Here is a 12,283-nt window from a genome sequence, read left to right as displayed (position 1 = left end):
TTGAGTGGTTCTCGGGGGAACGGCACGGAACTTCCACCGAGCGAGGCGACGGCCGATCGGTATTCCGGCTGTAGCGACGTCGCCCGACCCCGCACAGCTTGCGCAACACTGTCGACGTTTCCGCTGGCGTAAAGCTGGTCCCAAGTCACTCCAGCCTTTCTGCCTCAATTGAAAGGCGACCGACCGGGTTGCCACGTTGATTGTGACCGCTGTCGAGGGCCGCACCCAAATGGACCCAGAAAATGAAATCGAAGCCCCTTTCCTCAAGGCGCTCGAACTGCGCCTCAGCTGCTGCAAGCTTCAGCAAGCATTGAGCTTGCCAAGCCAACCCCACCACGCACCATTTCCACGAATTGTTCCATCCGCGCCACAGGATGGCGCCGGCGCTGCAATGATCGTGTGCAAATTTCTGGATCCGTCGGTCGATCACTTTCGCATCGTCACGCGAAATGGATCCAGATACGCGGATCGCGACCGTGTTCGTCGCATCGTCACGCACGAAATATATGTCTGCAATGCCGCCCAAGTGCCGACGAACGCTTTCGAGATGCTCGAGCTCCATATCTGCGTCCACTGGCATCGCGCCGCACAATACATATTCGCCCTTGTCTAGGGCATCTTCGATCTCCATGATCGTCACTCCGCTGATGTTTCGCCGGACAGGTCAAGCTGCTGACCGGATGCTCCGGCGTGGGACAGGCGGCCAGCGACCATGCGACGGCGTGCTGCCGTGCTGGGCGTTCGGGAGAAAAGTCAGGAGTCGCCATGCACCGTCGACGCGCAGCGCTCCGGTGTGCGAGTCCAGATAATGGAATCTCGAGAGAGGTCGATATGCCGGTCTAGGCCGAGCGGCAAGAATGAAACGTCGCCGGCCCAATTCCTTGTGAAAATTGCAGCGGCGTTCGCGTGTTTCTGCGCAAAGTCGGCAAGCACTTTCTCCACCGCGAGCCATGCGTTCGGCAATAGCCCGCCTGTGAGGCAGATGACTAGACAGTGCGCCACAGTGTCGGTGGCAAAATAAACGTCGACATTGACCTGTTCGGTCAACTTGCTGGCGAGGTTTTCGGCGTGTGCATGGCGAAAGTGGGCACCGACCGGTAGCGCGCCGCGGAGTATGTAGTTGGCCATGGTTTCCTCCGGACCGATCCGCCGCTCGTGCGAGCAGGCATAGTGGGGCCCCGCTCGACAACGTGCGGTAACATCGAGAAGTCAAATGGTATAACGAGATTAGTACTCGTTTGTACCATTATCAACGAACAAAACATGACAAATGGATGATTTCCCGACACGCCTCAAGCAGGAACGCAAGCGCATGCGCTTGACCCAGCCCGAATTTGCAGAACTGGGTGGGGTTCATAAGCAGGCGCAGTTTCATTACGAGCGAGGGACGCGCCGACCGAATTCCGATTACCTCGTCGGGTTGGCGTCTGCCGGCGTGGACGTGTACTACCTGCTTACTGGGCAGGTCGCGACGCTAGCATCGACTGTCGAGGAACAGCAGATCTTGTCTCAATACAGGGCCCTCGACGCAGATCAGCGCATTGCAATGCTGGCGCTTATGGACACCATGGGTGTATCAACGCACCGTGCGAAACAGAACGGTGATTCGTAGAGCGGCTAAGAAGTCGGCACGTTCACGGACCGTACGATCTGACGATCGCGACCTGTAGATGAAGTCCCGTCAACGGCCCTGCCGAGGAACGACGATCGGCTTCTTCGACGCAGCCGTCCCCAACCGCGCAACACCACGATGGTGACGGGTCTCGTTAGATATAGACGCCGTTGGTGGCGGTATTTCCTGCGATGGCCCTGACCCGATGTACTTCCTAATGTGTGCCGCGGACCATTGACATATGTTGTCGGAGGGTGATGCGGGCTATTGCAGGGCCGAGGCACAGCCGGACAGTAGCCGAACTTCCACAGGTCGAGAAGCGGCTTTCCATCGCTCGAACTTTTGTTTCGCGCAGCTCAGATGTGCATGGCGCCCAAAACCGGCGCAAGCCTATCCTGCTGTAAGGACTTTCGCTGTGTGTCAATGGGTTTGTGGGCCGGTGATGTTCTTCGCCGGATGTGTTTCTGATGTGCGTGGATCACACGCTAGGTTTGCGATGGCGGCCCACGCTTGTTGAATCATGTGCGCCATCGTTGTTGCATGCACGATGCATTTTTTTGACGCGATTTCCTGTGCTGCGTGATTGCATCGCATTTGCACAGTTCTACTTGCGATGTGTTTTCGGACGCAAGCGGGATGTGCGCGAAGGAGTGGGCCTCTGCGCTGCACGTTTGCTCGGCACGGTGTACGACCTGATGTTCGATCTCTGTGTGGTTCGCCCTTTGTCGTGAGACGGTAGTCGCTGCGTTTGTGCTCAGCCGTAGAGGTTGCAGACTGCATTCCTGTAACCGGCCTTGTTGCGCCAGAACTGCCGGCACGGACCATCATATCGAAGCCGCCCGGAAGCACCCAATTCACTTCGAGACGCAGCCTGCGCGGCGGCGATCAACCGCTGCGCGTGGGGCTGGCCAGCAGGATAGTCGGGGTTTGCTCCAGTTCGGTCTGACCTCATGTCTATCGCACGGTGCAGCAAGAGGAAGGAACTACGCGGTACTACACGGTCGCCGCCGGCGCGCGATAGCGCTGCCAGGCCAGCGGATCGTAGGTTTCGTCGTGGGCCGGCATCGCCCATAGCATGCGGGCGTGTTTGTTGGCGATCGCGACGAGCGTTTTGTGATAGCCCTTGCGGTGAAACAGCTCGACGATCCAGCGCCCGAGGCGGGAGAGGCGCTCGGGCAGGCAGCGCAGGGCCGACTGCAGGGCACTGCGCGCGCCTTGCACCAGCAGACCGCGCAGGTAGCCGTCGCCGTGCTGGGTCGCCTTGCCCAGCTGGGCCTTGCCACCGGAACTGTGCTGCTGCGGCGTCAGGCCGAGCCAGGCGCCGAACTGTCGGCCATTCTTGAAACTGGACGCATTGGAGACCGTGGCGACGAGCGCGCTGGCGGTAAGCGGCCCGATGCCGAGGAGGACGCGAAGGCGTTGGGCCGGGGCATTGTCGAGCAGATGTGCAGCAATCTCGGCGTCGCAGCGCGCCACGCGGACTTCGAGCGCGGTGAACTGCTCGCGCGCTTCCAGCAGCAGCGCTCGGACCTGCACGGGCAGTCGTGCGTCCTCGGTGAGGCGGGGCAGCGCGGTGCGCAACGTTGAGCGGGAGCGGCCCAGCACGATACCGAACTCGGCGAGCAGGCCCCGCAGGCGGTTGATCAGGGCGGTGCGCTCTTCAATCCATCCCTGGCGGGCCCGGTGCCAGCTCAGGATGGCTTGCTGTTCGACGGTCTTGACGGTCACAAATCGCATCGTGGGTTGACGGGCAGCAACCGCGATGGCCTCGGCATCCGCGTCGTCGTTCTTGCCACCTTTGCGGAACGGGGTGACGAATTCCGGGGCGATCAGGCGGACGGCATGACCGCGGGCTGAGAACCAGCGGTCCCAGTGATGGGCGGAACTGCAGGACTCCATGGCGATGATGCCATCGGGGGGCTGGGCCGCCCAGCGTTCGAAGGCGGCCCGCCGCAGTACGCGCCGCTCGCGGACCGCGCCGCGTTCGTCGAGCACGCAGATCGCGAAGACTTCCTTGGCCAGATCAATACCGATCGTGAAGGGACTGTTCATGAGCTCACCTCGTCATTCGAGAGAAGACGGCACATTGTGCGACATGGGCCGTCGCGTGCGCTGGTGGTGCGCCGCAGGCCGAAAGTCCCTGATATTCGCTTCCTTGTTCTTTTGTTTTTATTCTTGCTATTCGTCAATTGCGGAGCGTAGCGAGCGGTGGTCGTGCAGAAAAACGGAGCCGTGACCGTAAAAAAGTCACGTTCATACGCGCAGGAAAATGGCCTGTCTCGCGCAACAAGATGAATTGAAGGAAACGAAAAAAATTGCGAACGACGCGAGCCTCGTCATGGCAATCCGTCGACCACCTGTCGTAGGAAAATTCATCGTTGTGCAAGACCATCGATGATGGGCCTGTCAGGAATTTTGTGTTTAAGGCATAACATGCTCCCAAGGAGAGTTTATGCCTCGCAAACCGAAAGCCCAGCCGGCGGCTCTGCCGACGATTCCGGCCGAGTTGCTCGAGCAGTTCGGCAACGGTGGAGCAGCCCCCTGAATCTCCGGACACAGTCTCCCGCTTAAACTAACGGGTAGGCATAGGACTGTGTTTTTGACTAACACCAGGCAGGAAGTGATGGATGTGTTGACGGGCCCGGAGCGTCGGCGGCGCTGGACGGCGGAACAAAAGCTGGCGATGGTGCGAGAGAGCTTCGAGCCGGGAAAATCGGTTTCGATGGTCGCACGCCAGCATGGAGTGAACCCGAACCAGTTGTTCCACTGGCGCAAGCTGTACCAGGACGGGAGTCTGTCAGCGGTCAAGGCTGGCGAAGAAGTGGTTCCAGCGTCGGAACTGGCCGATGCGCTCAAGCAGATTCGCGAGCTGCAACGGATGCTCGGCAAGAAGACCATGGAGAACGAGATTCTGCGCGAAGCAGTCGAGTATGGTCGGGCAAAAAATGTATGGTCCGCCCCGGCTTTGCAAGCGGGCGTTCTCCGACGAGACAGTTTGCGTAAATGTATCCGGCCTCTCGCGAGTCAGCCGCTTTTGGCGGCAAGGCCATGATGGGATATGCGCGCTCGGTTCCCAATAAGTGGACTGACCTCGAAGGCCGTTTTTTTGTCCCGGGCTTACCGAACGCCGGTGCGCTGTTTCGTCATCAATTGCACGTCTGCAAACCTTGACGGGTGATCGGCAGCCTACTGTGCTTGCGGCTGCCGAAGATAAAACGTTCCTCGTCGCGTGAGAATGGTCCACGCGATACGCGCGAGCTTGTTGGCCAGTGCGACGATGACCTTGTTGCGGTGTATGCCCTTCGCCTCCATCTCCGAGATCCAGAGCCCGAGATAATCCTTGGTCCGATCGAGGTGCAGCACGCACGCTCGGGCACCGTGAATCAACAGCTTGCGCAGATATGGATTGCCTCGCTTGGTGATCCCGAGCAAGTGCTGCTTGCCTCCGGTGGAGAATTCACCGGGAACGAGGCCTAGCCAGGCAGCGAAATGGCGGCCGGATTTGAACTGCGTACCGGTACCTGCGAAGGCAGTAATCGCGGTTGCGGTCAGATGCGCGATACCCGGTACCGAGATCAGTCGTGTGGCAACATCGTCGGCCCCTGCGATTGCTTCGATCTGGCGGCGTAATTGCAAAAGGCGTGCCTCAATGGAGCGGTATTCCTGCCACTGCTCCTGCAACAGATCGCGCATCGCAGGCGTTAGACCGTTGCCGTCGTCGGCGAGGATGCTTGGCATATCGCGAACGAAGTATGCGGGGCCGGCTCCGATAGTGAGGCCGTACTCGAGCAAAAATGCACGAGCCTGATTGACGATGGCTGTCTTGCTGGAAACCAGTCTTTGCCGAACTCGATGTAGTGCCTGCAGATCGAGTTGTGCTTCTGTCTTCGGCTGCGTGAAGCGCATGGTGGGACGAGAAATCGCCTCGGCAATAGCCTCTGCGTCGACGATATCGGTCTTGTTTGACTTAACAAACGGTTTGACGAACTGTGCGGGAACGATGCGAACCTGATGTCCCTGACCAATCGCTTTGCGAGCGAGCCAGTTGCTACCGGGGCATGCCTCCATCCCGATGATCGTTGGGGATGCACGCGCCAGGAACTCGAGCAGCCGCTCACGCGTAAATCGGTACCGGAACACCGGTTTGCCCTTGGCGTCGAGTCCGACGACGTGGAACACGGACTTCCCGATATCGATGCCCATGCGGGCGATCGCAGTAGAGCATTGCTGGCTCATGGCACACCTCCGAGGGACGGAAACAGGCGTCGGCCCAGATTACGCGATTACGGGAGGGGCGGACCATCCTATTAATGGATAGCGCACTCGCCCTCGCTGCCGGAGGACGACCAGTGAAACTGGTTTGTGAAGTTCTCGGCGTGTCGCGCTCGAACGTATCGGCACGGCTGTCGCGTCCGGCGACGTGGCGCGATGGCCGTCAATCGAGGCAGACTGACGACGCGGCCGCGGTCGAGGAGATCCGCCGGGTCATTGGCGATTTGCCCAGCTATGGCTATCGCCGGGTTTGGGGCATCTTGCGCAACGAGCGCGTTGCAGTCGGACTGGCGCCGTTCAATGCCAAGCGAATCTATCGCGTCATGCGCACGCACGGGTTGCTGATGCAGCGTCGGCCGATTCCGCCTCGCCCTCAACGTCGACACGACGGCAAGGTGGCCGTAGCGCACAGCAATCAGCGATGGTGCTCGGACGGCTTCGAGTTCCGCTGCGACAACGGCGAGCCGCTGCGCGTAACGTTCGCGCTGGATTGCTGTGACCGTGAGGCAATGAGCTGGGCGGCTACGACGGCAGGCCACAGCGGCGACATCGTGCGCGACGTGATGCTGGCTGCAGTGGAAAATCGGTTTGGCAACGAGTTGCATACGCCGTCCGAAATCGAGTGGCTGAGCGACAACGGTTCGGGCTACACGGCCGACGACACGCGTCGGTTCGCAGTGGCCATCGGCCTGAAGCCATTGACCACGCCGGTATGCAGCCCGCAAAGTAACGGGATGGCCGAGAGCTTCGTGAAGACGATGAAACGCGACTACGTCGCCTTCATGCCGAAGCCGGATGCGGCGACCGCTGCACGCAACCTGGCCATTGCGTTCGAGCATTACAACGAGAAGCATCCCCATAGCGCGCTGAAATACCGCTCGCCTCGCGAGTTCCGGCGCTCGATGGACTCAGCAACCTTAGTGTGAAGCTGTGTCCGGGATTGCAGGGTCAACTCCAAACGGTCCGATGACGGCCGAAGCCATCAACGCCGCGACGCTGGCGCTCAAGAAGGCGCTGATCGAACGGGCACTGGGCGGCGAGATGAATCATCATCTCGGCTACCCTCCCGGTGCTGCCAAGCCGGCCAACGCCACGAATCAGCGCAACGGCAAAGGGGCCAAGACGGTTCTGACCGAAGACGGTCCGATCCGTATCGAGGTGCCGCGTGACCGCGATGGCAGCTTCGAACCTATCCTGATTCCCAAGCACGAACGGCGCTTCACGGGCTTCGACGACAAGATCGTCGCCATGTATGCCCGAGGCATGACCGTACGCGAGATTCAGGGCTTCTTGCTGGAACAGTACGGCACCGAGGTCTCGCCCGACTTCATCAGCTCGGTCACCGACGAGGTCATGGCCGAAGTAACCGCCTGGCAGGCCCGGCCGCTCGAGCCGATGTATCCGGTCGTGTTTTTCGACGCACTGCGGGTCAAGATTCGCGAAGACGCCGTCGTGCGCAACAAGGCGGTGTACCTGGCGCTGGGCGTGCTGCCCGACGGCACGCGGGAGATCCTGGGCCTGTGGATCGAGAATACCGAGGGGGCTAAATTCTGGATGAAGGTATTCAACGATCTGAAGACGCGCGGCGTTCACGACATCCTGATTGCCGTCACCGACGGGCTCAAGGGCATGCCCGAAGCGCTGCTGCCGTGTTCCCGGCCACCATGCTGCAGACCTGCATCGTCCACCTCCTCCGCAACAGCCTCGATACGCCAGTTGGAAGGATCGCCGGGGGATGGCTGCCGCGATCAAACCGATCTATGCCGCGCCCAGCGCGGAAGCGGCCCAGGCCGCACTCGATGCGTTTGCTGATGGGCCGTGGGGCCAGAGATTCCCGACCGTCAGCAGCGCGTGGCGCAACGCCTGGGATCGGGTGATCCCGTTCTTTGCGTTTCCGCCGGGTGTGCGCAAGATCATCAAGACCCGAGGTCACTTCCCGAACGACGAGGCCGCCACCAAACTCATCTGGCTGGCCTTGCGCAACATCACCGCGAATTGGGGAAGTGCCGCGCATGACTGGAAGACGGCCATGAACCAATTCGCTATCCTTTACGCAGATCGATTCGTCCGGCCTTCCGTGTAATTACTCAACCCGCCTTGAACACGGAAATCCTGACACCCCCTCTCCGGCAATGACCGTGGGCAGGCGCGGCAGTTGCGTGGGCGCTCGTTGAAAACCAAGCAGTGACGTGTGACGTCTGCACGGAGCTAACGCAGGCTCATGGCGGCTCCCAGGTAGCTTAAGCTACACCAGACTACAAGCGATGGCCTTCGTATACTTGAGTGATCGCTGGCGAGCTACACTAACACTTCGCGCTCAACGAGTCTTGTGTTGTACATCATGCCACGTACGTTCAGGCCGACCGCGGAGCAGCTAGCAATCGTCGATGCGGCTGCTCAAGGTGGCAACTTGAAAATCAAAGCTTTTGCGGGTGCCGGTAAAACGTCGACTTTGCGACTGGTCGCTGATCGGTTTGCGGAAAGGAGTGGCGTCTATCTGGCGTTCAACAGAGAAATCGCCAATCAAGCACAGCGGAAATTCCCTTCCCATGTCAAATCGGGGACGGTGCATTCCCGAGCATATGCGTCGGTTCCTTCGGCGCTACGTAATCGTATGCGTTTTCAAACGGAGCCGCCTCATGAACTGGCTAACCGTTATCGACTCGGCCCGGTGCGGGTATCGAGTGTGTTGGAGAAACCCGTCGAGCTTTTGCCATTCGAGATCGGCCAGATGATTACTGACGGCCTCGGCAGATTCTGTCGCTCGGCCCAAGCTCGACCCGAGACCACGCACATTCCTGTCGATGAGAAGATCTCGGACGATGCGGCCGGCGCGATACGTGAATGGCTATTGCCTTATGTCGTTCGCCTGTGGGGAGAAAGCATTGATCCCAAGGCGCGCAGCGCCGTTCCACCGGACGTCCTTCTGAAAGTTTGGGCGCAAGCCGAACCACACATCGACGCGGATTTTATTCTGTTTGATGAGGCGCAGGATAGCGACGGAGTAATGCTCTCCATCCTTGAGCGCCAGCGTCACGCACAGATTGTCTACGTCGGCGATCCACACCAGCAAATTTACGAATGGCGTGGTGCAATCAATGCGATGACTCAAATTGATGCCCCGGAGTATGCGCTAACCGAATCGTTTCGCTTTGGCCGGACGTTGGCGACATTAGCTAGCCGGACGCTTCAATTGCTCGGCGAGCATACGCCACTTCGAGGTCAGGACTCTATTGGCTCGATCCTGGTTGAGGATCCGCGCATCAACCCACCAGTCGATGCCGTGCTATGTCGCAAGAACGTCACTGCAATCTGGCAATTTGCCGCCGGACTTGAATCCGGCCACACGCCCTCGATTCGAATGAGCTCCGCGGAAATCGAGGCATACGCGAACGGGGCAGATCAACTTCTCGCCGGCAGGCGTGTATTCCGTCCGGCAGTGTTTTCGCTTTTCGAGACGTGGAAAGATGTTCAGTCATTCGCCCGGAGTGTGGTGGGGAGCGACCTGCTGCCGATTGTTCAAATCGTCGACCAGCACGGCACTGACTATCTTCGCGCTCTTGCACAGCGGATTGCACCCGAGACAACTGCAGACTATGTTGTTTCCACCATACACCGGGCAAAAGGACTCGAATGGAAGCGTGTCAGGGTCGCGAACGACTTCCGTTTTCAAATGGTTGACGGCCGGTTGGCTCTGGATGACGACGAAAAGCGTCTGCTCTACGTTGCGCTGACGCGAGCACAACATCTCCTTGATGTTTCGGCGCTACGGGACGAACTCGTGCGCTTAATTACACAGCCACCGCGCTACGTCAGGGGCACGACCGGTAGCGTTTGAACAACGGGGGCATCGCGACCCCACTCAAGCTTTATCGTCATCGCGGGTGCATCGGTCAGTGTGCGCGTGCGTGTCGCATTGTGCTCTTACAGTGCGGGAGAAGCGCGTTGCATCTGTCGGCAGTCGACACATATTGCTGGCTGCGTGAGTCGATGGACGTGACTTGACGCAGGCTCAATCCCACGAGGATGGGCTGAACTGATAGCCGTATCCCCATATGGTCCTGATCTTGTCTGGTTCAGGCGATGTGTCTTCGAAGTATCGCCGTAGCTTCGAAATTCCTACATCTACGGCGTTTGCCATTCCGTTGAATTTCATGTTGTTCAACTTCTTCAGAATTTCGTCGCGACGCAGTATGATGCCTGCGGAGCGTGCGAGGACGAGCAGCAAGTTGAATTCCGCGATCTCCAAGTCGACCACCTCGCCGCGCCATGTGACCGATCGGTTTGATGGTGAGATCGCTAGTTTGCCAAATACGAGCGTGTTCCAATCACCGTTTAGGTTTGGGATGCGCATGACCGGCTGTCTGCTTAGTAACGCTTGCGCGCTTGTAAGCAATGCACGTGGAGTGACCCGTATTGCTTCGCCTTGGTTCGCATCAGTATTCGGTTCGAAGCCCCGACTGTGGAAGCTCATGTCGGTATCTAGAACCAGTATAGGTGCGCTTGAGATGCCGCGAATGCGTTGACACATTTCCCTCTCATTGAACTGCCGAGCTATCATGTCAATAATCACCAACGAAGGCTGGTGCTCGTGTACTAAGGAAGCGATTCGCTCATGCCATCTAGTTGCGACGACATTAAATTCATTGTGACTCAGATATTCTTTTGTCAATTTCCCTAGTCGATCGTCGTCATTAATTAATAATGCAAGATATTTGTGTGAGTGTTTGATCATGGTTTCGTTTAATTTCGGTTAAGTTAATCGTATTATTTGATATAAATGGATTTTTTGGTAAGATTAATTAAATTTAATTTCAATTGAAATAACATGTGATCGTTGCACATGGTTAGACGTGTTTTCGAGAGGCGTCGGGGTGAGTGACGTGACTTGCGTTTGACATTGTCAAGTAAATCAGCCCTTCGCCTCCCACGGAAATTTACAATCTAGATTTTTCGGTTGGACGAAAATCTGGGATGTTTCTCCAGGATCGTTTGATCGTGTTGGCTAGGCTAGCTGCGTGCGGATAGCGTAACAAACTCATGTGGTTTCCATGAGATGATGCAAACTTGACGTGCTCAATATGATCGATCCAACCACTCATGGGTCGTGCTTCTGCGTCGTCAATCGCGAAAACAACCACCACGTCACCGTTGAGCTTCTCAGTGTTGAAGTATCTTGTCGAGATATTTGCGTGGAAGACATTGAGTAAGTTTTCAGAAACCTCAAGCGGAGATCGTTGGGGGAGCAATTTTGCACTGGTCATGAATTCATGCAAGAGCGTAGCCTGTTCGGCGCTATCTAAGTTTTCAAGCAAATCGAAGGTGATTCGGGAGTTGATTTCAGACATTTTCTCGAGAATCGAAATCAGCTTAATTGTGATTGATGCTTCAGATTTGTGGTGCCATGCGTAATCACTCTCGGGGCTGCTGGAGTCCAAGAGGATTAATGGTTCGATTTCCCGTCCGGCTGCGATCAGCAAGCGTTGTATCTCAACAGCTATCCATCCTCCAAACGAATGTCCGATCAAGGCGATTCGCCCCCGTGGCGCCGCTATTTGTATTGCTTTGGCGTGGTGATCTGCCGCGGATTGTACGGTTTCGAATGGTGCAAGTTCGCCGTCGAGGCCTCGAGGTTGTAGTCCATATATCGTAAATTCTGATCCGAGCTCAGTAGCCAACGGAACGAAGCACGCGACGTTCGCCCCCGCTCCTGGAATGCAGAATATCGACTTTTCAGGATTCAATCCTCGCTGTATTGATATGACAGAATTGAATGGGGAGGCATCGAGTGATCGAATTGTCGGCTTGCCACTTTCCGACAATTTGTGTGCATCGTTAGGTTTGGGGTTTTTAATTTCCCCGATGCGTTGTTCAATGTGAGATGCCAGTTCGGAAATATATGGATGATCGAATACCAGTTGCAATGGAAGGGCCGCGCCGCTGAATTTTCGAATGCGAGAAATAAATCGAATGATGCTTAGTGAGTCGGCTCCATGCGAAAATAAATTGTCGTGTCGTCCGACATTGTCGGTGGAAAACACATCTGCTGCGATTGATGCTAGGAATTCTTCGGTGTTATTTAAGGGTGCCGAATACGTGTTCGACCCGAAATCGCGAGTCTGTGGCGGTTTTTCGCTGACGACCAGGTAGCCGTCATCATAGGGCTGCATTAGGTTCGATGCGATAGTGCTTTCCGGAAGCACTATGTTCTCAGATATCAATTTTGCCGGCTGATTAATGCTCGATGCGTTGGCAACCAGTCTCAAGGCTTCCTGCATTAGGTTCATTGTTCGATCTGCGCCGATCGATCGACAAGCTTGTGCAATCAGTGTGAAGCCGAGAGATCCGAGATCATCAACAGAATAGTAAAGGGGGTAGTTTGTCCGTTCTTCTGCCTCA

General features: G+C 57.3%; 8 protein-coding genes and 3 pseudogenes. 5 read left to right on the top strand and 6 right to left on the bottom strand.

Annotated features, from left to right (window positions below; genetic code table 11):
* Nucleotides 1–145: 145 nt before the first annotated feature.
* Complete coding sequence (locus tag VK92_RS31110; RefSeq protein WP_048025583.1) at nt 146–631, bottom strand: hypothetical protein; 486 nt, start codon at nt 629–631, stop codon at nt 146–148.
* A gap of 122 nt (nt 632–753) precedes the next feature.
* A complete protein-coding gene (locus tag VK92_RS31105; protein ID WP_048025584.1) occupies nt 754–1,128 on the bottom strand; it encodes a hypothetical protein in 375 nt (124 codons plus the stop codon).
* Between the two features lie 142 nt (nt 1,129–1,270).
* Here VK92_RS31105 and VK92_RS31100 point away from each other — a divergent pair, with 142 nt between their 5' ends.
* Nucleotides 1,271–1,612, top strand: a complete 342-nt coding sequence (locus VK92_RS31100) for a helix-turn-helix domain-containing protein (protein WP_048025585.1) — start codon at nt 1,271–1,273, stop codon at nt 1,610–1,612.
* 993 nt (nt 1,613–2,605) lie between these two features.
* Here VK92_RS31100 and VK92_RS31095 read toward each other — a convergent pair.
* A complete protein-coding gene (locus VK92_RS31095; RefSeq protein WP_048025586.1) occupies nt 2,606–3,664 on the bottom strand; it encodes an IS110 family transposase in 1,059 nt (352 codons plus the stop codon).
* A 571-nt stretch (nt 3,665–4,235) separates the two neighbouring features.
* On the opposite strand from VK92_RS31095, the pseudogene VK92_RS31090 reads away from it, so the two are divergent.
* A pseudogene (locus tag VK92_RS31090) lies at nt 4,236–4,589 on the top strand (transposase); the annotation flags it as partial.
* Nucleotides 4,590–4,798: 209 nt separating this feature from the next.
* On the opposite strand, the gene VK92_RS31085 reads toward VK92_RS31090, so the two are convergent.
* Nucleotides 4,799–5,848, bottom strand: coding sequence for an IS110 family transposase (locus tag VK92_RS31085; RefSeq protein ID WP_048025588.1), 1,050 nt, complete (start codon nt 5,846–5,848; stop codon nt 4,799–4,801).
* A gap of 74 nt (nt 5,849–5,922) precedes the next feature.
* Between VK92_RS31085 and VK92_RS31080 the strand changes: the two are divergent.
* The 3 genes and pseudogenes from VK92_RS31080 to VK92_RS31070 all read left to right on the top strand — a co-directional run.
* Nucleotides 5,923–6,810, top strand: a pseudogene (locus tag VK92_RS31080) (IS3-like element ISBcen6 family transposase); the annotation flags it as partial.
* A 13-nt stretch (nt 6,811–6,823) separates the two neighbouring features.
* Nucleotides 6,824–7,967, top strand: a pseudogene (locus tag VK92_RS31075) (IS256 family transposase).
* 258 nt (nt 7,968–8,225) lie between these two features.
* A complete protein-coding gene (locus VK92_RS31070; protein WP_048025592.1) occupies nt 8,226–9,722 on the top strand; it encodes a UvrD-helicase domain-containing protein in 1,497 nt (498 codons plus the stop codon).
* 174 nt (nt 9,723–9,896) lie between these two features.
* Here the strand turns inward: VK92_RS31070 and VK92_RS31065 are convergent, their stop codons facing one another.
* Nucleotides 9,897–10,619, bottom strand: a complete 723-nt coding sequence (locus VK92_RS31065; RefSeq protein WP_048025590.1) for a winged helix-turn-helix domain-containing protein — start codon at nt 10,617–10,619, stop codon at nt 9,897–9,899.
* 202 nt (nt 10,620–10,821) lie between these two features.
* Nucleotides 10,822–12,283, bottom strand: a 1,462-nt coding sequence (locus VK92_RS40920) for a thioesterase domain-containing protein (RefSeq protein WP_131723302.1), incomplete at its 5' end; no start/stop codon positions are given.

This window comes from Burkholderia sp. LK4 (assembly GCF_001043615.1).
Taxonomy (GTDB): Bacteria; Pseudomonadota; Gammaproteobacteria; order Burkholderiales; family Burkholderiaceae; genus Burkholderia; species Burkholderia cepacia.
The sequence above is the reverse complement of the archived record's forward strand: the minus strand, read 5'-3'. Positions and strand labels throughout refer to the sequence as shown.

What these genes read in the sequence shown, in the direction of transcription:
- VK92_RS31085 (WP_048025588.1), bottom strand. Translation starts at nt 5,848, where the DNA reads ATGAGCCAGCAATGCTCTACTGCGATCGCCCGCATGGGCATCGATATC.
- VK92_RS31065 (WP_048025590.1), bottom strand. Translation starts at nt 10,619, where the DNA reads ATGATCAAACACTCACACAAATATCTTGCATTATTAATTAATGACGAC.
- VK92_RS31105 (WP_048025584.1), bottom strand. Translation starts at nt 1,128, where the DNA reads ATGGCCAACTACATACTCCGCGGCGCGCTACCGGTCGGTGCCCACTTT.
- VK92_RS31110 (WP_048025583.1), bottom strand. Translation starts at nt 631, where the DNA reads ATGGAGATCGAAGATGCCCTAGACAAGGGCGAATATGTATTGTGCGGC.
- VK92_RS31070 (WP_048025592.1), top strand. Translation starts at nt 8,226, where the DNA reads ATGCCACGTACGTTCAGGCCGACCGCGGAGCAGCTAGCAATCGTCGAT.
- VK92_RS31100 (WP_048025585.1), top strand. Translation starts at nt 1,271, where the DNA reads ATGGATGATTTCCCGACACGCCTCAAGCAGGAACGCAAGCGCATGCGC.
- VK92_RS31095 (WP_048025586.1), bottom strand. Translation starts at nt 3,664, where the DNA reads ATGAACAGTCCCTTCACGATCGGTATTGATCTGGCCAAGGAAGTCTTC.